Genomic DNA, 20,469 nt, shown 5'->3' with positions numbered 1-20,469 from the left:
CAGGTGCACCGCGTTCTGGCCGACCGGCACGTGCGCGAAACGGCGCCGCCACGAGGGACGGACACGTCCCGCGGCCCCGCATCCGCCGCAGTACCGGGCGGTCTCGTCCGGCGGGTCGCAGCCGATCAGCCACACGCCGGCACGCGAGCCCGACGTGACGTGGCGTTGCGAGACCGGATTCAGCCCGAGCCTGTCCAGACCGAGCAGCACCCGGCCGTCGAACGCGCTAGACTCGGAACCAAGCCGCGCGGTTTTCTTCACTTTTTCGATCACACACCGAATAAAACCGCACGGCCCATACACACCAAAATGCGAAGAGCCGGTTTTTGTAGGGTTTCCCATTTGCCGGCGGATACAGAAAACCCCGGAACCTTGGTGTTCCAACGTTCCGGGGTTTTGTTCCCTGCGTGCGAGTGGGGGGAGTTGAACCCCCACGAGCATACACTCACTGCCACCTGAAGACAGCGCGTCTACCATTCCGCCACACTCGCAGACAAGTGGATAACTTAGCACTGCTTCTACAGGAGACGCAAATCGAGTGTGTCTTCGGCGTGTCGCGCTAGCGCCACGTCACCTCGTGCGGAGCCGCCCCGACTTCGAAGTGGTATTTGGCGCAACCGAGGCCCACGTGCGCGAACAGGCCGTCCAGAGCCTCGGCGGTCACCGAACCGTCCGTGTTGAGCGTGAAATGGAACGGCTGTTGGCTAAGCGATGTGGGCGCGGCCATCGCCGCCTCCATGCCGCTCACGAACCAGTCCGGCCACGTGGCGGCATCCGATTCCGCCACGCTCGCCAATTCCTCCAGCGGCTTGCTCCGTCGCCGTCCGCCGGGGCGCGCGCCGTGGCCGAACGCGATCACCCACACCACGGATTCGCCGTCGTCGAGCGTCCACCACGCATCGGCCACCGGCACGGTCTCCGCGCCGTCCAACACCGCCCATGACGTCGCCAGGCCGAGCTGCACCGCACGCAGCACGAGTCGTTCGCCGTAGTAGCCGACACGCTCCTGCAGTGCGGCCGCCGCGGGCGAGACGGGTGTGCCGTCCTCATCCTTGAACGATTGCAGCGTGTCGCCGTCGCCGCCATCGCGCCCGATCAGCGCGATCGCGTTGTGCACGCCCTTGAACCGGCCGTAGTGCGTCTTCAGGCCGAGGAACGCGTCGTCCAGGCCGGCGGCCATCTGGATGTGCAGGCCGCTCGCCGCATTGCATGCGTCGATCTCGGCCTGCAGTGCGGCGAGCGTGTCCTGCGCCACCGGTTCGTCCGTGTATGCGCGAATCGCGTGGCGCGCGTCGATTGCTTCAAGAAGATTCATGATGATGCTTTCTGGATGATTGGGCTGTGGAGATGGTCAAGCCGGGATGGCGACCCATCACTTGCCGTAGAAGTGCGCCAGCGACTCGTTGCGGAATTCCTCGAAGTAGCCGCCGTCGATCGAGGCGCGGATGTCGTCGAGCAGCTTCACGAAGAAGCGCTCGTTGTGGATCGTGGCGAGCGTGAACCCGGTGAACTCGTGCGCGCGCAGCAGATGGTCCACGTAGGCGCGCGAATAATGCGCGCACGTGTAGCAGTCGCAGCCCTCCTCAAGCGGGCCGAAATCGAACTTGTGCTGCGCGCGTTTGATGTTGTAGCGGCCATGGCGCGTGAAAATCGCGCCATTGCGGGCGCAGCGCGCGGGCGCCACACAGTCGAACGTGTCGCCGCCGTTCTCCACGCACGCGAAGATGTCGTCCACGGATGCGATGCCGAGCACGTGGCGCGGTCGGTTCTCCGGCATCGCGTCGCAGATCCACGCGCACGTCTCGCCGATGATGCGCTTCTCGATCGCGCCGCCGATGCCCACGCCGTCGAAATCGAGCGACGCGATCTGTTCGGCCGCGTGCCGGCGCAGATCCTCGTAGTTCGCGCCCTGCACCACGCCGTACAGCGCCTGATACGGCTTGCCGAGGCGCGCCTCGGTGAGCCGCTGGTGCTCGGCCACGCACCGCTGCGCCCAACGGTACGTGCGCTCCACCGACTCCTCCTGGTAGGAGCGCGTGTTCATCAGCGTGGTGAGCTCATCGAACGCGAACATGATGTCGGCGCCGATCTTGTGCTGGATGCCCATCGAGATCTCGGCGGAGAAGCGGTGCTCGTCGCCGTTGAGCGGCGACTTGAACGTCACGCCGTCCTCGTCCACCCAAGCGAGACGCTCCTTGCCTTCCGCGATGATGTCGTCCGACTTCATGCCGGTCACGTCCATCGCGAGCGTCTTCTTGAAGCCGACGCCCAGCGACATGACCTGGAATCCGCCGGAATCGGTGAACGTCGGACCATGCCAGTTCATGAACTTCGCGAGGCCGCCGGCCTGGTCGAGCACGTCCTCGCCGGGGCGCTCGAACAGGTGGAACGCGTTGGCGAGCAGGCACTGCGCGCCGAGATCCTTCATCGATTCCGGCAGGACCGCCTTCATCGCGGCCTGCGTGCCCACCGGTACGAACGCGGGCGTCTTGATGTCGCCGTGCGGCGTGTGGATGATGCCGGTGCGGCCGTAGCGTGCGCCGCCCTTGCCTTTGCCGTCAGCGGCGTCCGCCAAGCGCGTGATGGTCTCGAAGGAGAATGCGGCACGGTCGCCGGGCTTGCCGGGCGCGGCGCCGCGCGGATGCTCGTTGAGGTCGATCGCGGCGGTGTCGCCGGTGGGGGCCGGGGTGCTCGCCTCGGCGTCGATCGTGGTGTTCGTGGGGTTGTCGGTCATAGCTTCACTTTAGGCGGACAATCGGATTGCGGGAATGGATTGCGGTGGCGAGGCGGCGAGGGGTGAGGGCGGGGAAACGCGGGCATTCATCGCACGTCGCGTTGGATGGATTGGAGAGGCGTTTGCGGGAAGTCGGTAGAAGATTCTCCCGGCACTTCCAATGAACATTCAGGAAACATCCAGAGCCACTGCCTTTACTCTTAGGTAGCAATACGAACCGACGGCAGGCTTGCCGAAGCACGTACCGTGCAGAACCGCGCAGAACCGTGCAGACACCGATACGGAGCCGCCGTTCCTATGCGTTCATATGAAGGAGCAGACGATTATGGCTGATGAGCAGAACAGCTGGAACCCGCAGGGTGGCCAGAACGCGCAGCCGCAGAGCGCGCAGACCCCGGCCGCGCAGCCGCAGACGCCGCAGTACGAGTATGGTGCGCCGGCCGCATCGCAGGGACAGGACGCGCAGTCCACGCAGAGCTTCGCTCCGGCCTCGAACGGTATGCCGGCTGCGAACGAACAGCCCACCGAGGCCATCGACCCGTCGGCCGTGCAGGGCGCACAGGCCGCCGCGGCCTCCGGCGCCGCCCCCACCCAGACGTTCCCGGCCGCATCGACCACGCCGATCGCTCCGATCTCTACCACGCCAGCCACGGCATCGGGCACCCCCGAAATGACTCCCGACTACGCCGCCGCCAGAGGCGAGCAGACCGTGGTCTCCTCCGCGCCGGCCTCCTCGGCCGATTCCGCGGGGCAGCCCCAGCCGGTGTCTCAGCCGGCATCCCAGCCCGCGTATGGCCAGTACCGTCCGGCTCCCGAATACGGCGCCTACGGCCCGACTCCCACGCAGCCCGGCGCTCAGGGCGCTCAGGATGCTCAGGGTGCCCAGTCCGGTCAGCCCACGTCCGCGCAGGACCGCAACCCTTACGCCACCCCCGGTGCGGGTGCGTCCGGTAACCCGTTCGCGCCGCAAGGCCAGTTCGGCGGCGCTTCCGGTGCCGGCTTCGGCGGTCCGGGCACCCCGAACAACGGCAACCCGTTCGGCCCCAATCCGAACAATCCGAACGACCCGAACAACCCGAATGGCCTGAACGGCTTGAACGCCGCCGCCCGTCCGAAGGCTTCCAACGGCACGGTACGTGGCGTCGTCATCGGTGTGGTCGCCGCGCTCCTGTCCGCCGGCCTGTGCCTCGGTGTCGGCTACGCGGCCATCACCAGCGGTGCCGTCAAGGTGCCGACCACCAGCTCCCTGGCCAACGTCGACTCCAGCACGTCCGGCTCCGGCTCCGCCACCGCGAAGTCCGGCGAAGCCCCCGACTGGCAGGCTGTCGCCAAGGCGGTCTCCGGCTCGGTCGTCTCCATCCAGACCCAGCTGTCCGACGGCACCGCGCAGGGCTCCGGCGCGATTCTCGACACCGAGGGCCACATCGTGACCAACAACCACGTGATCTCCGGCGCCCAGCAGATTCAGGTGACGCTGTCCAACGGCCAGATGTACTCCGCGCAGGTCGTCGGCACCGACACCACCACCGATCTGGCGGTCATCAAGCTCGACAATCCGCCGAGCGACCTCAAGGCCGTCGAGTTCGCCGATTCCGACAAGCTCGCCGTCGGTGAGAACATCATGGCCGTCGGCAACCCGCTCGGCTACGACGACACCGCCACCTCCGGCATCGTCTCCGCACTCAACCGCCCGGTCACGGTGATGGACGACAACAACAACGACATCGTCACCAACGCCGTGCAGATCGACGCGGCCATCAACCCGGGCAACTCCGGTGGCCCGACCTTCAACGCGGCCGGTCAGGTGATCGGCATCAACTCCTCGATCGCCTCCACCTCCAGCTCGTCGTCCTCCAGCACCTCCGGTTCGATCGGCATCGGCTTCGCGATCCCCTCGAACCTCGTCAAGCGCGTCGCCAACGAGATCATCGAGAACGGCTCCGTCAAGCACGTGGCGCTTGGCATCACGATCACCTCCGACACAGTCGAAGCGGACGGCGTGACCCGCGCCGGCGCGAAGATCACCAAGGGTTCCTCCAGCTCCGCGGTCGTTTCCGGTTCCCCGGCAGACAAGGCCGGTCTGAAGGAAGGTGACACGATCGTCGCGTTCAACGGCAACGCGGTGTCGAGCAACGCCTCGCTGCTCGGCTTCGTGCGTGCCGCCGCCCTCGGCGACAAGGCGACGCTCACCATCGTGCGCGACGGCAAGACCATGGATGTCGACGTAACGCTCGACCAGCAGGAGGAGAAGGTCAACGGCTCCAACCGCTCCGACTCCAACAGCGGCTCCGGCAGCCAGAACGACAACGGCTCCGGTTCCGACGGTTCCGATGGCTCCGGCAACGGCAACAACGGATTCCCGTTCAACATGTGGTGATTCCCACACATGTGGTGAGCTCCACACGCGGTGACCTTGGCACATGGTGACCGCTAACAGTCAGCGGGGGCCGGTGGTTTTTCCACCGGCCCCGCTTCATTTGGCTCCTGATTGATTCCTTTGGTGGCTTGTGCGGGCCCCTCGCGTATGGGCCTATCGAAAACCGCGGAATGGAGCCATCGCCGAATAGCCGGATCTACGGGACGGCCGTACGGGTTACCAAAAGAACGAATCAGGAACCAAATGAAGGTCCGCTCGCGCGTTTCGTCCTTCTCCTAGGTCTCCACACGAGCCCTGTAGTTCCGCCTCGCGGGTTTTGCGATGTCTCCATCCCGCTGTTAAGCTGTCTGGCGATAACCGAATATCGATTCTTTACGCCGTGTATCGAGCAGCGCATCATACGGGGATTGCCCGCCGTCGATGCCGCCGATGGGTTAACAAGGCGTGACCGCACCAGCCGTGCGCCACGCTTTCGCATACCATCGGACCGATCCGGACCCGAGCGGAGCAAAGCGGCACGCCCGGCCCGTACCAACGTAAGGAGCATCAGATGAGCCAGCTCATCCCATCCCGCACCGATTCAGGCGACCAAACCGCCCCATTGAACCAGCATGCCGATTCGCATGCCGATAGGCGAACCCACACTGTTCCCGCGGCGGCTCTTCCAACTTCCTCGACTCTTCCAACTTCCCCGGCTGCATCGCATCGCGGCGTCGTTCCCGCGGTCGTCGACCTGTGCTGCCGCCTGCCGATGCTGCCGGTCGTCATCCTCTCCGCAATCCCGATCGCGCTGCTGTGGAACGTCCGCCCATGGAGTGCTATCGCGCCTGCCGCCCATTTCGGATTCGCGCGCGCGTTCGCCGCATTGCCCCATCCGTCGCTCGGGCAATGGGTCGTCGTTGCACTCGTCGCCTACACGGTCGCCGTCACCGTTATCGGCATGATCGACGACATCCGACACGGCCAGGTGGGCATCGACCTGCTCGCCGTTCTCGCCATGCTGTCCACGCTCGCAGTGGGCGAATACTGGGCATCCTGGGCGGTCGTGCTCATGGTCACATCCGGCGAGGCGATTGAGGAATACGCGCAGGCGAAAGCGGAACACAGTCTCACCGCACTGCTCGACGCGGCACCGCGCACCGCGCACGTCGCGAACCTGCCCGGCGTGGGCAGAGGAACGCCGCGTGGCTCCAGTAATCGCGACGCCACCGAAGCGCCCCGCGCCGCGCGCAACGTCGCGCCGATCCGCGACGACGACGGATTCCGCCACGTGACGGCCCATGACATCGCCGACGGTCGGAGAAGTGGTTCGGCCGCCCGCCGGGGTGCATTGGGCGGCGGCCGTTCCGTCGGGTCCGTGAAGGAGCCCGTGAAGGGGTCCACGGATGGGGCCACGGAGGATGTGTGCGTGTTCACCGGCCGCGAGCCTGAAACGTGCGACCCGGCTGTCGCGCGCGCCGACGCTCGCGTGCGACCGAACACGGACGCGCGATTCGACACCGTTCCCGTCGAACAGGTGCGTCTCGGCGACGTGATCATCGTGCTTCCCGGCGAAACCGTGCCGGTCGACGGCGAACTGTTGTCCGGTGCGGCCACGCTCGACCTGAGCGCGATCAACGGCGAGCCGGTGCCGCGCGAGGTGTATGCGGGCGCGCGCGTCATGTCCGGCGCAGTGAACGGTTCGACGACGCTCGCGATGCGCGCCGTCGAAGTCGCCGCCGACTCGCAATACCAGCGGATTCTCACGATGGTGAGCCAGGCGCAGGAGTCGCGTCCGGCGGTCGTCAGGACCGCGGATCGGCTCGCCGTGCCGTTCACGATTCTGTCGCTGCTCATCGCCGGTGTCGCATGGGCGGTGGCCGGCACGCCGCTACGGTTCGCGCAGGTGCTCGTGCTCGCCACGCCCTGCCCGCTGCTCATCGCCGCGCCGGTCGCGTACATCGCTGGTACGTCGCGTCTCGCCGCCGCGGGCGTGCTCATCAAGACGCAGGACGTGATCGAGAATCTGGGACGCGTCACGCAGGTGTTCTTCGACAAGACCGGTACGTTGACCGTCAAGCAGCCGCAGGTCGTGCGCGTGGAGATGGTGGATGGCGGTGCCGTCGGTGATGTCGGCGTTGCGGGAGGCGCCGATGCCGCAGATGCTGTGAGTGGTGCTGTGAACGGTGCTGTGAACGGTACTGAGGATGCTGCTGCGGGGGATGCCGCCATAAGCGGTTCGCGCGCGCCGAAGCTCGACGAGGATCATGTGCTCATGTTCGCGGGCGTGGTCGAAAGCTATTCGGTGCACGTGCTTGCGAAAGGCATTGCGGCGGCCGGACAGGCGGCGTTGGGACGGCTGCACGCGCGGTATGCGGCCGGTCGGCGAGACTGCCCGGAACCGGAGGCGAGCCGGCCCGGGCACGGCCGCGACTATCCGGTCGTGACGAACGTGAAGGAGGAGCCCGGCAAGGGGATCTCCGCCGAAGTCAACGGGCACGCCGTGCGCGTCGGACGATTGGCATTCGCGGAGGCCGGCGAGGACGGGTTCGTGGCGGTCGATAGTGCAAGGCTGGCTGACCGGGTTAATGCGCTTGAGCGGGTTACCGAGGTGGGCCCGTCCGTGACCACCCCCAGTCGGCTTTCAGCCGACAGCCCCCGCCGGCGGGGGCGGGACGATGGGGGAGTCGTTGGGTCGGATTGGTCTACGGTCACCCCCAGTCGGCTTTCAGCCGACAGCCCCCGCCAGCGGGGACGGGAAGAGGGCGTCGTCCGGGATGCTGTCGGTGGTGGATTCCGTCTGCGGGGGCGGGAGCAGAGAGGCCGCGCGAGGTTCGGGATGCTGGCGGCGGACGAGATGGCGTCGTATGTGGCCGTGGATGGGCGGCTGGTCGCGCGCATCGTGCTACGCGACGTGCCGCGCGCGAACGCGAAAGCCGCGCTCGCGAAACTGCACGGCCTCGGCGTCGCCAAGCTCACGATGCTCACCGGCGACAAGCGCGCCTCCGCCGAAATCATCGCGCGCGAGGTCGGCATCGACGAGGTGCGTGCCGAGCTGTTCCCCGAAGACAAGGTGGCCGCGGTCCGCGAGGCCACGTGGGGGAGCGGTGCCGGGCGCTCTGGAAGTGCCGGGGGAACTGGCCGCGCCGAGGGAGCCGGCCGCGTGGGACGCGTCGGACGCGCCTCGTTGGGCCGTGCGGACGCACCCGTCACGATGATGGTGGGCGACGGCGTGAACGATGCGCCGGTGCTGGCGGCCGCGGGCATCGGCGTGGCGATGACCGACGGCACGTCCACCGCCGCATCCGAATCGGCGCAGGTCGTTGTGATGAACGACGACATCGCCGCCGTGCCGCGCGCCATCGCGATCGCCCGTCGCACGAAGCGCGTGATGCTCCAGGCCGTGGTCGCGGGTCTTGCGCTCGCGGTCGTCGGCATGGTGGCGGCCGCGTTCGACCTGATTCCGGTGGTCGTCGGCGCGTTCCTGCAGGAAGGCATCGACGTGGTGAGCATCCTGTGGGCGCTCACCGCCGTGTTGGATTGGGATTAGGGGGCGCCTCGTGCGCGCTGCGTGTGCGGCGCGCACGGGCGTTCGAGGGGCGTCGGGGCGGATAGTGGTCGGACGCGCGTTTTCTGGGTTGCCTATCCGCGTATCCACAGACGAAAAACCGGTGTCCCCGGGGATTTTCCCGGGAACACCGACCTAGGGAATGCGCACTGTGCTGAAGAGGCGCGTGGAGCCGACAGTTGCTGCGGCTCCGGTTACACGGGACTGCATGGCGATTATGGCCGTGCAGTCCCGTGGCTCGTGCACCGTATATCCCGCCGAATTCACACGGTGATCTCGCCGGCGATGGATCGCGGAATCCAGGCGGCCAGATCGCTGCCGGTCAGGCCCTGCGAGAGCAGGAACACGATCTTCGCGTAGGCGGCCTCGAGCGTCATGTCGCCCGTGCCGACCGCGCCCGCGCGCGCGATGGCGTCGCCGGCCTCGTAATGGCCGAGCAGCACGTTCGCCTGTTGGCACTGCGACGCCACCACGACGGGCACGCCTTCGTCCAGCACTTTCGCGAGCACGTCGGTCAGACCGGGTTCGGTGCACGGCACGTTGCCGACGCCGTACGCGCGGATCAGCACCGCTTCGGGCCGCGGCGTGAGCATGGCCTCAAGGCGCGCGGCCGTGATGCCCGGCGCCATGTCGATTACGGCCACGTCATGCCGCGTGTACGGCAGCGGATCGTACCAGCCTTCGCCGCGGCCCTCGTAGGATTCCCAATGCCAAGGCGCGCCGGTCTGCGCGAGCAGTCCGGCCGACGGCGCGTCGAAGCCCTCGAACGCCCACGACGACACCTTGCTCACGCGGTTGCCCGCAATCAGGTGGTGTCCGAAGAACAGCGAGACGCCGTGCGCGCGGCCGCTGATCACCGCGTTGAGCGCGCCGGTCACGTTGGCCGTGGCGTCGGTCTCGACCATGCCGAGCGGATACTGCGATCCGGTGAACACGATCGGCTTGCCGAAGCCGGTGAGCGCATACGACACCGCGGCCGACGAGTAGCTCATCGTGTCGGTGCCGTGCAGCACGACGAACGCGTCGGCGTCGTTGCGGTGGGCGCGCAGGTCGTCGATGATCGCCTGCCAGCTGTCCGGTGTGGCGCATGACGAGTCGATCAGCGGGTCGAGTTCGGTGTACGAGACCTGATCGGCGCCGATTTGCGTGCCGTCAAGCAGGCCGCGCAGCCAGCCGAGCATGTCGGCGCCGGGGGCCAGTCCGTGCGGCGAGGCGACCATGCCGATCGTGCCGCCCGTATAGGTGATGTGAATGCGCATGATGCGTCCCTGCCCTTCGTTGTTTCTTGTGGTTTCGCGGGTTTTGCGGTTTTGTGGGTTCCTGCGCGGTTGCGGGCCGCGGGTTTCGCGCGTCCCGCAACCGCGCAGGTCGCGCCTACTTGGCGGCTTCGACCTCGTCGACCGCGTCGGCGTCGAGCATTTCGTCCAGCAGGTTGCCGTCGATGCGGCCGCGCACGTAGAACCAGCCGATGACCATGGCGATGACCACGACCACGAACAGCGCCAGCGTCCAACGGCCGGAGACGCTCGTCAGGTTCGAGATCACGACGATCGCGAAGAACACCAGCGACACGTAGTTCGTGTACGGGGCGCCCGGCATGCGGTAGTCGGGGCGCGTCTCCTCGCCGGCCTTCACCTTCTTGAGGAACGCGAGATGCGTGACGAGGATGGCGGCCCATGTGCCGGCGATGCCGATGCCGGCCAGGTTCATGATGATGTCGAACGCGTCGGACGGCAGCACCGCGTTGAGCACCACGCCGATCAGGCCCAGGGCGGACGTGATGATAATGCCGCCGTACGGGATGTGGTGCTTGTTCATGCGGGCAGCGAACTTCGGGCCGGAACCGGCGATGGCCATCGAACGCAGCGTGCGGCCCGTGGCGTACAGGCCGGCGTTCAGCGACGAGAGGGCGGCGGTGAGCACGACCACCTGGATCACGTCGCCCGCGTGCGGGATGCCGATGCCGGAGAAGAACGTGACGAACGGCGACTCGTTCGACGAGTACGCGGTGTACGGCAGCACGAGCGCCATCAGGATCACGGAGCCCACGTAGAACACGAAGATGCGGATGATCATCGAGTTGATGGCCTTGGGCAGCACCTTCTTGGCCTCCTGCGCCTCGCCGGCGGCGACGCCCACCATCTCGGTGCCGCCGAACGCGAACACCACACCCAGCGTCAGCGCGAACACGGGGGCGATGCCCATCGGGAAGAATCCGCCGTGCTCGGTGATGTTGGCGATGCCGGCGTGCGTGTCGCCGACCGGGGCGCCGGTGACGATCGCCCAGATGGCGATGACCATGAACGCGATGATCGTGAACACCTTGATCGCGGCGAACCAGAATTCGGCCTCGCCGAACATCTTCACGCTCATCATGTTGAGCACGAACACGAGGGCCAGCGCGCCCAGCGCGAGCAGCCACTGCGGCACGTCGGCGAACGCCTTCCAGTAATGGAAGTACACGGCCACGGCGGTGATGTCGGCCATGACGGTGGTGGACCAGTCGAGGAAGAACATCCAGCCGGTGATGTACGCGCCCTTCTCGCCCAGGAACTCGCGGGCGTAGGAGACGAACGCGCCCGACGACGGGCGGCGGATCGCCAGTTCGCCCAGCGCGCGCACCATCAGGAACGCGAAGATGCCGCAGATCGCGTAGGCGATGGTCAGGCCGGCGCCGCCCTGCGCCAGACGGCCGCCAGCGCCCAGGAACAGGCCGGTGCCGATCGAGCCGCCGATGGCGATCATCTGGATGTGGCGGGGCTTGAGCTCCTTCGCGTAGCCGGCGTCGCCCTTGTCCCGTGTGACGGTGGTTCCAGGTGCGGGCTCCGAAGCCTTCGTCTTTTCGGTTCTCTCACTCATGTGAATCTTGTCCTTTTGCTCTGTGCTCTCTGTCTCGGTGGTGTGCCGATTCGCGCGTGCCGGTCGATGCACGTCATGGACGCGGCATCATGGCACGCGGTCGGTGAACATGATATGACGCTCGATGACCGTTCACGTGAACAGGTCTCGTGAACGGGGGAGTGCCTCCGTCAGTCGGCTGAAGCGCGCGGACGCGTATGGAATGCATATGGAATGTGCGCGGGATACGCGCGAAACGCGCACGGAATATGCGTGAATATGCGGAAAACAGGGGTTCCGCGATTCGGTGGCCTGCGATACCCTGTAATGCGTGACTGAATCTTCGAATACCACTGAAACCGCCGCGAACGAACTCCGTATCGCCGTGATCGGCGCCGGCCCCGCAGGCGTCTACTCCTCCGACATCTTCCTGCGTCAGCTCAAGAAGCTCGGCGAGGAGCTGGGCCTCGGCACGAAGGCCCGCATCGACCTGTTCGAGAAGCTGCCCGTGCCGTTCGGCCTGGTTCGCTACGGCGTGGCCCCCGACCACCCGTCCATCAAGTTCATCGCCTCCGCGCTCGAGAAGACACTCGACAATCCGGACATCCACCTCTACTGCGACGTGGAGTTCGGCAAGGACGTCACGCTGGAGGACCTGCTCGCCCGCTACGACGCCGTGCTGTTCGCCACCGGTGCCGTCAAGGACAAGCCGCTGCGCATCCCCGGCGCCGACCTCGACGGCGTGTACGGCGCCGCCAAGTTCGTCGAATGGTACGACGGCTATCCCACGGGTGCCCGCGAGTGGCCGCTCACCGCGGAGAACGTCGCCGTGATCGGCGGCGGCAACGTGGCCATGGACGTCGCGCGTGAGCTCATGCGCAACGCCGACGACCTCAAGGCCAAGACCGACATCCCCGACAACGTCTACGAGGGCATCGGCCGCAACAAGGCCAAGGTGCTCCACCTGTTCATCCGCCGCGGCGTCGCCCAAGCGAAGTTCAGCGTGCAGGAGCTGCGCGAGATGGAGAAGCTGCCCGGCGTGCAGCTCATCATCAACGAGGACGACTTCGAGCTGGACGACGACACCATCGAGGTCGCCGGCAAGGACAAGCTCACCCGCCAGATGGTCGAGGAGCTGTTCGCCATCCGCGAGATGGCCGAGGACATGGAGGATGACGGCGACGTCGACTACGAGGGCAACCCGGCCGACCGCAAGTACTACGTCCACTTCAACTCCGCGCCCACCGAGATCCTCGGCGAGGACGGCAAGGTGAAGGCCATCCGCGTCGAGCGCACCGAGACCGGCGCCGACGGCGTGATGCACCGCACCGGCGAGTTCACCGACTACCCGGTCGAGGCCGTCTATCACGCGATCGGCTACCAGCCGGCCGAGGCTCCGGGCATCGCCTACGACAACCACGGCGCCCACCTCGCCAACGCGAACGGCGACGGCCGCATCACCACCGAGGCCGAGGGCGGCGAGGTGCGCGAGCGTCTCTACGCGACCGGTTGGGCCAAGCGCGGCCCGGTCGGTCTGATCGGCTCCACCAAGTCCGACGCGCTCGCCATCGTGACCAACATGCTCGAGGACCTCGCCAAGGCCGCCGAGGGTGGCCGCGTGGCCGCCGACCGCGACCCCGAGTCCATCGACCGCCTGCTGGCCGGCCGCGGCGTCAAGCCGATCGACTTCGCCGGCTGGAAGAAGGTCGACGCCTTCGAGCGTGCCGAGGGCGCGAAGGAGGGCCGCGAGCACAAGAAGGTCATCGAGCCCGCTCAGATGCGCGAGCTCGCCCACGCCGAGTGATTGCGCGCGAATCGACGCCCGCTCAACACCCCCGCTCGATACCTCCCAATCCCCCGAAGCCGCGATTGACGGCAATCCCGGATTCATCCGGAACCCGTCAATCGCGGCTTCGTCATATTCTCGTACCAAGTACCAAGACATCATCGAACGGTTCGACGTCCCCGCGATTCCGCGCACGCCACCCGTTTCGCACATCGGGAAGGTGATCCGTCATGAAGCAGCCGCGTTCCGCCGGCTCCTCGCGCAAGGGGAGTGGGTCTGGCGGCACACGCTCGTCGCGCGGCGGATCGTCCCTGCCGCAATCGCGTGGTTCCCGTGGCGGCTCCCGCGGCGGAGTCCGCGGCGGTGCCGGCGGCGGCACCCGTTCGCGCAACGGCGTGAGCGCGGGAAACCGGCGCAACGGCACGCGGCGCAACCACGCGACGCAATACCAGCGCGCGTCGAAACGCATGCGCGCCGTGTACCGCCGCCGCCGCATTGTCGTCGGCGCGTCGGCGCTCGCCGTCATCATCCTCGTCGTCAGCGTGATCGCGCACGTGCCCGGCTGGGTGGCGGGCGCGGGCGACGCCGTGGATGCCGCGACCGGTCATCCCACGCTGGTGCGCGCGACGGTCTCCAAGCCGCGCGCGCACACCGCCGCGGAACGCGCGGTGGCGGCGATCGGCAAGCTCGACGGCGCGGCGGACGTCTCCACGTCCGGTTTCACGCTATCCGACGACGATCGTGCGACGCTCGACCAGGCCGTCGCGGCCGTCACCTCCGCCGGATACCACGTGTCGGTCACGATGGTCGACATGACGACCGGCCGCGCGCTCGCCGTGCACGGCGGCGACGCACGCTACTCCGCTTCGGCGATCAAAGGACCGTACATCCTCTCGCTCGCCGCGACCGGCACGATCGATCTCGACGCGGTCGCGCAGTCGTCGGACGCCGATCCGACCGGACTGGGCGCGAACGGCAAACCGGTCTCCACGGCAGGCTCCGACAAGACCGGCGCGACGGGCGGCACGTCCGGCGAAGACGAGTCGGCGATCGCGTCGGACATGACGCTGACATCGACCGGCGCGGGCGTGAACCAGCTCATCGCGCAGGCGATCACCGTATCCGACAACAGCAGTTTCGCGGCGCTCCACCGCACATACGGTTCCGGCTCGTTCGCGGCGTGGGCGACGCGCGCGCACGTCGACGCCGACGTGAAAGCGCACGCCTATCCGGACATCTCGTCGGCGGACATGGCGCGCATGTGGGCGATGGGATGCGGCTACCTGTTCGACGGCGATTCGACGATCGCAGTGCACGGCTCGACGCCCGCCACATCCGACGACGCGCGGCAGTGGCTTGCGGGCGAGTTCACGGACACGCTCAACTCGAGCATCCACAACGCGCTCGGCGATGCGGACGGGTATACCGTGTACACGAAGGCGGGGTGGATCGACGACGGCGACTACCATGCGCTCAACGACGCCGGCATCGTCGCGAACGGTTCGGGCAGATACGTGCTCGCGGTGATGACCGATGCGGCCGGTCAGTATGATCTGGTCGCCGGATTGGTGGGGGCGCTGGATGGCATCCACTCGTCGGCGATGGTGAAGTGAGCGGCTTCGCTGGTTTTCCGGTTCTTTGGTTTTCCGGTTTTCCGGGCGATGTCCAGTGAAATTTCAGATACCCCCGATAGCGTGAGCCGTATGGACGGCAAACTGCGTGTGCATGGCCATTGCAATGGCCTGAAGACGACCCTGCTTTTCGGGTTGATGTGGGGCGTCATCATGCTGGTATGGTGGGCCACCGGCGGCTCGCGTGGGACGCTCGGCATCTTCATCCTCATCGGAATCGGCAGCACGTTCTTCTCCTACTGGTTCTCCGACAAGCTCGCCATCGCATCGATGGGGGCGACGGAGGTCAGCGAGGCGGAGGCTCCCACGCTGTACAAGATCGTCCGCGAGCTTTCCGCCACAGCCGGCAAGCCGATGCCGCGCATCTACGTGGCGCCGACGATGAGCCCGAACGCGTTCGCCACCGGGCGCAACGAACGTCATGCGGCCGTCTGCTGCACGCAGGGCATCCTGCGTATCCTCAACGAACGCGAGATTCGCGGCGTGCTCGGCCACGAGCTCATGCACGTGTACAACCATGACATCCTCACCTCGGCGGTCGCTTCGGCGATGGCGACGGTCATCACGTATCTCGGCTATTCGCTCATGTATTTCGGCGGTGGCACGTCCCGCGACGACCGTGACGGCGGTTCCGGTGGACTCGGACTGATCGGCGTGCTGCTCAGCGCAATTCTCGCGCCGATCGCCGCTTCGCTGCTGCAGATGGCGATCTCCCGCACACGCGAATACGATGCCGACGAAGACGGCAGCCGGCTCACCGGCGACCCGGAGGCGCTCGCCTCCGCACTCAACAAGATTTCGTATGGAGCGCAGACCACGCCGATGCGTAAGACCGCGGGCACGCAGTCGGTTTCCGCGATGATGATCGCGAACCCGTTCTCCGCCGCCGGGTTCTCGAAGCTGTTCTCCACCCATCCGCCGACCGAGGATCGTATCGCGCGCCTCATGCAGATGGCGCAGGAGATGCGCGCCGCCCAGGTCGGTTTCGGTGCGGGCCGTGCCGGCTGGGGGGCCGGTGCCGGTTGGGGCGCTGGTCAGGGTGTTGGGCAGGGTGCCGGACAGGGAGTCGGTCAGGGGTCCGGCCCTGCCCAGGTCCGGTACTGAGCGGGCCTATTCCCGGTCCTGCCCAGGTCCGGTACTGAACTGGCTCATTCCCGGTCGAAATCCCTGTTAGCGCCAATTCTCTCGGTCAAGACCTCTACTAGTGCCGATTCCCTCGGTCAAGACTCCTGTTAGTGCCGTTTCCCTCGGTTGGGACCCCTGTCGGTGCCGTTTCCCTCGGTTGGGACCCCTGTCGGTGCCGATTCCCCGGCCGAAACTCCCGTTATCTTCGATCTACAGCGTCAAACACCCGTTTGGAGGCCTCTGAACCGTCCGTTTGGCGCTGTAAAAACCGGATAACGGGGGTTTGTGCACGGGGTGGGTGCTTGGGCAGTGGTGCTTGGTCGGGAGCCCCCGCCGGCGGGGCTTTGAGGCGGGTGTGGTGTGTCGGGGTGGTATTGGGGCGGCGATGCTTGGGGGTGGCGGTTCCGAGGTGGCGGCCGATATGGCGTATCGAGGTGGCGGCTGGCGTTGGAATTCCGCCGCAACACGCCACGTGCATCCCATTAAGTTCATTCGTTTGATAAAGATTGTTTAATCATTTAACATATGAATCGTCAGCCGGAAACGGGCGGCGGCGCAGAAGTACAAGGCGCCGCGCGGGACCGACGCAAGCAACGCAGTGAACAACACATCAAAGGAGACTGCAATGGGTCTGTGGGACATCGACAAGATCGAATACGTCGGCCGCAAGGGCGGCGCCAAGGAAGGCCTCGGCTTCCGCTACTACGATGCCGACAAGGTCGTCGCCGGCAAGAAGATGAAGGACTGGCTGCGCTTCGCGGTCGCCTACTGGCACACCTTCGACCAGCGCCTCGTCGACCCCTTCGGCGACGGCACCGCCGAGCGCCCGTACGACAAGTACACCAACCCGATGGACCTCGCCCTCGCCAAGGTCGACTACGCCTTCGAGTTCTACACCAAGCTCGGCGTCGAATACTTCTGCTTCCACGACCGCGACATCGCCCCGGAAGGCGACACCTTGCGCGAAACCAACGCCAACCTCGACAAGGTCGTCGACAAGATCGAGGAGAACATGAAGTCCACCGGCGTCAAGCTGCTGTGGAACACCCAGAACCTCTTCACCAACCCGCGCTTCGTCTCCGGCGCCGCCACCTCGCCGTTCGCCGACATCTTCGCCTACTCCGGCGCCCAGGTCAAGAAGAGCCTCGAGATCGCCAAGCGCCTCGGCGCCGAGAACTACGTGTTCTGGGGCGGTCGTGAAGGCTACGAGAACCTGTGGAACACCGAGATGCACCGCGAGCAGGCCCACATGGCCCAGCTGTTCCACCTCGCCGCGGACTACGCCAAGGAAATCGGCTTCACCGGCCAGTTCCTCATCGAGCCGAAGCCGAAGGAGCCGACCTCGCACCAGTACGACTTCGATGCGGCCGCCGCGCTCGCCTTCCTCAAGACCTTCGACCTCGAGGACGTCTTCAAGCTGAACCTCGAAGGCAACCACGCCAACCTGGCCGGCCACTCCTACCAGCACGAGGTGCGCTTCGCCCGCGAGAACGGCATCCTCGGCTCCCTCGACGCCAACCAGGGCGACAAGCTCATCGGCTGGGACATGGACGAGTTCCCGTCCGACCTGTACGACTGCGTCGCCGTGATGTGGGAGGTTCTCGCCAACGGCTCGATCGGCCCTCACGGCGGTCTGAACTTCGATGCCAAGCCGCGCCGCACCTCCTTCGCCGCCGACGACCTGTTCCGTGCGCACATCGTGGGCATGGACTCCTACGCCGCCGGCCTGCTGGTCGCCGCCAAGATGCACGAAGACCACTACATCGAGGATCTGCAGGCCGACCGCTACAGCTCCTACGAGTCCGGCATCGGCAAGTCCATCGAGGACGGCACCGCCACGCTCGCCTCCCTGGAGGAGTACAGCCTCGACAAGACCCAGGCCGAGCTGCGCGCCGCCACCAAGTCCGACCACCTCGAGCAGGTCAAGGCCACCATCAACAACTACATCATCGACGCGCTGGCCGAAGCGTGAGCTGAAAGCCCGGTGGGCTTTCGGGTAGCTTCGGGCGAGACTGAGGCGGTAGCTGAGGTCGAGCTGATGTGTGGTGCGCGTAGCGCTCCGCGCTTGCGGGCCGAAGCGTGAGCTGAAAGCCCGGTGGCTCCTTCGGCACGGCTTGTAACGGTGAAGGCCCGTCTGTGGTTCACTCAGTGTGAACCACAGACGGGCCTTTTCGTATTGCTCCCGCTAGAGCGCGCGAGGATCGGCCCGGCATCGGCTGGAGGTAGCCCGGTATAGGTGGGATGGGTGGGCATTGATAAGTGAAGTGAACAGTGGTTCAGTGGTTCGGCGGTTCAGTGGTGCTGTGGGCGTGGGGGTTGCGGGTTGGTTCGGCGGCGCAGTTTGGCGGCGCAGGGTTCGGTGTGGGGTTGGTTCGGTGGCGATGCGGGTTGGGATTATGCTCCCGCTGGCGGGAGCTGGCCGCCGTAGGCGGTCTGAGGGTGGTTGGGTTGGGGTGCCCTGCGGGGACCACCCCCAGTCGGCTTCGCCGACAGCCCCCGCCGGCGGGGGCGAGAAATGTGGGCGGGGAAATCTCACGTGTGCCGATACGCCTTGACAGCCCCCGCCAGCGGAGGTGAGGAATTGGTTTGGCGGAGGTGGAGTTGTCCTGACGGTGGTCGGTGGGGCGTGGGGACTGGTTTCCCGCCGGTGTGCCGAGGTTGGGATTATGCTCCCGCTGGCGGGAGCTGGCCGCCGTAGGCGGTCTGAGGGTGGTTGGGTTGGGGTGCCCTGCGGGGACCACCCCCAGTCGGCTTCGCCGACAGCCCCCGCCAGCGGTGGCGAGGAGGGTAGTGGAGACAGAATTGGTCTCCACTGCCGGGGCGGGGTGGGAGGGCGTTTAGCCGCGGGCTTGTACATAGGACTCATATACGGCTTCGGTGGGCTCGCCGGTCTCCACGCCGTCGATGGTGAGCTCCCATGCGGGCGGTTCGATTTCGCCGGACGGTTCGGATTGTCCGGACACTCCGGCGAGCACCCAGACGGCCTGACGGGCGGCGCCGATGGCCACGTACTCGTCGGTGGCCGGGCGGGTCACGTCCATGCCCAGGATTGACGGGGCGAGCGTGCGAATCGCCTCGGACTTCGCGCCGCCGCCAATCAGCAGGATGCGGTCGATCTTCGCACCCAGCGAACGGATCAGCTCCAGGCAGTCGCGCTGCGAGCACAGCAGCCCCTCGACGAACGCGCGCGCCAGGTTCTCCTTCGTGGTGTTACGCAGGGTCAGACCGGTGAGCGATGCGGTCGCGTCCGGGCGGTTCGGCGTGCGCTCGCCGTCGAAGTACGGCACGAGCGTGATGCCGCCGGCGCCCGGCTCGGCTTTGAAGGCCAGTTCGGCCAGTTCGTCGTAGTCCACGCCGAGCGCGGCGCGTCCGGCGTCGATGATGCGCGAGCCGTTGATCGTGCAGGCGAGCGGCAGGTAGTGGCCGGTGCAGTCGGCGAAACCGGAGACCGCGCCGGTCAGGTCGTACACCGGATTCTCGGCGATTGCCGCGGCCACGCCGGACGTGCCGAGCGAGATCGATACGTCGCCGACGCTCATGCCGAGGCCGAGCGCGGCCATCGCGTTGTCGCCGCCGCCGGGGCCGAGGATGCATCCGCCGTTGACGTCCTTGCCGGCGATGGCGGGGGATGCCTTCACCGCGGCCGCTTCGCGCGGGCCGAGCACGGTGGGCAGCACGATGGCCTCGGCGTGGGCGCGTGCGGCCTCCTCACCTTCGGCGGCGGCCAGCACCATGGCGATGAGGTCGCGGCGGTACTCGTCGTGCGCGGCGTCGTAGTAGATGGTGCCGGACGCGTCGGAACGGTCGGTGAACAGCTTGTCGAGGTGCGCGTCCTCGCCGTCCGCCACGGGGCCGTAGCCGGCGATGCGCCAGCTCAGCCAGTCGTGCGGCAGGCAGATCGCGGCGATGCGCTTCGCGTTCTCGGGCTCGTTTTCGGCGACCCATGCGACCTTGGTAAGCGTGTAGGAGGCGACGGGGGAGGAGCCGACCGCTTTGACCCAGCGCTGCTTGCCGCGCGCGACGATGTCCTCCGGTTCGTCGTCGCCGGCGGGTGCGGCCGAACCGAGGCGTTCGATGAGCGCGGCGGCCTGCGGGGCGGAGCTGGTGTCGTTCCACAGCATCGCGTCGCGGATCACGCGGCCTTGCTCGTCCAGAATCACCATGCCGTGCTGCTGTCCGCCGACGGCCAGCGCGGCGACGTCGTCGAGTCCGCCGGCCTGTTCGGCGGCGGTGCGAAACGCCTCCCACCAGTGTTCGGGGTCGACGGACGTGCCGTCCGGATGCTTGGCTTGCCCGAAGCGCACGAGTTCGCCGGTCGCGGCGTCGGTGACGCGTACTTTCGTGGATTGGGTCGACGTGTCCACGCCGGCCACGAGCGTTCTGGTCATATGTTCCTCCTCGACGAGCATGGGCGTCTGGGCGGTCGGAGGG

Annotated in this window: 11 protein-coding genes, 1 tRNA gene and 1 pseudogene; 6 read left to right on the top strand and 7 right to left on the bottom strand. The window is 66.8% G+C overall.

Going from position 1 to position 20,469, the window contains the following annotated elements:
* The 4 genes and pseudogenes from AC1AYR_RS10580 to tgt all read right to left on the bottom strand — a co-directional run.
* Positions 1-261, bottom strand: a pseudogene (locus AC1AYR_RS10580) (ISL3-like element IS2001 family transposase); the annotation flags it as partial.
* Positions 262-408: 147 nt separating this feature from the next.
* Positions 409-491, bottom strand: a tRNA-Leu gene (locus AC1AYR_RS10575).
* A gap of 68 nt (positions 492-559) precedes the next feature.
* Positions 560-1,315, bottom strand: coding sequence for a nitroreductase family protein (locus AC1AYR_RS10570; protein ID WP_476512589.1), 756 nt, complete (start codon positions 1,313-1,315; stop codon positions 560-562).
* Positions 1,316-1,372: 57 nt separating this feature from the next.
* The gene (gene tgt / locus AC1AYR_RS10565) at positions 1,373-2,734 is read right to left on the bottom strand and encodes a tRNA guanosine(34) transglycosylase Tgt (RefSeq protein ID WP_476512588.1); all 1,362 of its coding nucleotides are present in this window, start codon (positions 2,732-2,734) and stop codon (positions 1,373-1,375) included.
* A gap of 499 nt (positions 2,735-3,233) precedes the next feature.
* Here tgt and AC1AYR_RS10560 point away from each other — a divergent pair, with 499 nt between their 5' ends.
* On the top strand, positions 3,234-5,111 hold the full coding sequence (locus AC1AYR_RS10560; RefSeq protein WP_476512592.1) for a S1C family serine protease: 1,878 nt from the start codon (positions 3,234-3,236) through the stop codon (positions 5,109-5,111).
* A 751-nt stretch (positions 5,112-5,862) separates the two neighbouring features.
* Positions 5,863-8,640, top strand: coding sequence for an HAD-IC family P-type ATPase (locus AC1AYR_RS10555; protein WP_476512591.1), 2,778 nt, complete (start codon positions 5,863-5,865; stop codon positions 8,638-8,640).
* Between the two features lie 281 nt (positions 8,641-8,921).
* On the opposite strand, the gene AC1AYR_RS10550 is transcribed toward AC1AYR_RS10555, so the two are convergent.
* Positions 8,922-9,917: an asparaginase gene (locus AC1AYR_RS10550; protein WP_476512587.1), complete on the bottom strand. Its 996-nt coding sequence runs from the start codon at positions 9,915-9,917 to the stop codon at positions 8,922-8,924.
* A gap of 115 nt (positions 9,918-10,032) precedes the next feature.
* Complete coding sequence (locus tag AC1AYR_RS10545; protein WP_476512586.1) at positions 10,033-11,517, bottom strand: amino acid permease; 1,485 nt, start codon at positions 11,515-11,517, stop codon at positions 10,033-10,035.
* Positions 11,518-11,827: 310 nt separating this feature from the next.
* Between AC1AYR_RS10545 and AC1AYR_RS10540 the strand changes: the two genes are divergently transcribed.
* The 4 genes from AC1AYR_RS10540 (at position 11,828) to xylA (ending at position 18,010) form a co-directional block, all read left to right on the top strand.
* The gene (locus AC1AYR_RS10540) at positions 11,828-13,300 is read left to right on the top strand and encodes an FAD-dependent oxidoreductase (protein ID WP_476512585.1); all 1,473 of its coding nucleotides are present in this window, start codon (positions 11,828-11,830) and stop codon (positions 13,298-13,300) included.
* A 212-nt stretch (positions 13,301-13,512) separates the two neighbouring features.
* Entirely contained in the window at positions 13,513-14,895 is a 1,383-nt protein-coding gene (locus AC1AYR_RS10535) for a serine hydrolase (protein WP_476512584.1), read from the top strand.
* Positions 14,896-14,985: 90 nt separating this feature from the next.
* On the top strand, positions 14,986-16,017 hold the full coding sequence (htpX, locus tag AC1AYR_RS10530; RefSeq protein ID WP_476512583.1) for a zinc metalloprotease HtpX: 1,032 nt from the start codon (positions 14,986-14,988) through the stop codon (positions 16,015-16,017).
* A 646-nt stretch (positions 16,018-16,663) separates the two neighbouring features.
* Positions 16,664-18,010, top strand: a complete 1,347-nt coding sequence (gene xylA / locus AC1AYR_RS10525) for a xylose isomerase (protein ID WP_476512582.1) — start codon at positions 16,664-16,666, stop codon at positions 18,008-18,010.
* An 865-nt stretch (positions 18,011-18,875) separates the two neighbouring features.
* Here the strand turns inward: xylA and AC1AYR_RS10520 are convergent.
* Positions 18,876-20,426 carry a xylulokinase gene (locus tag AC1AYR_RS10520; protein WP_476512581.1) on the bottom strand — a complete coding sequence of 517 codons (1,551 nt, stop codon included), beginning with the start codon at positions 20,424-20,426 and terminating at the stop codon, positions 18,876-18,878.
* Between the last annotated feature and the right edge of the window lie 43 nt (positions 20,427-20,469).

This window comes from Bifidobacterium sp. LH_417 (genome assembly GCF_056357035.1).
The sequence above is the reverse complement of the archived record's forward strand: the minus strand, read 5'-3'. Positions and strand labels throughout refer to the sequence as shown.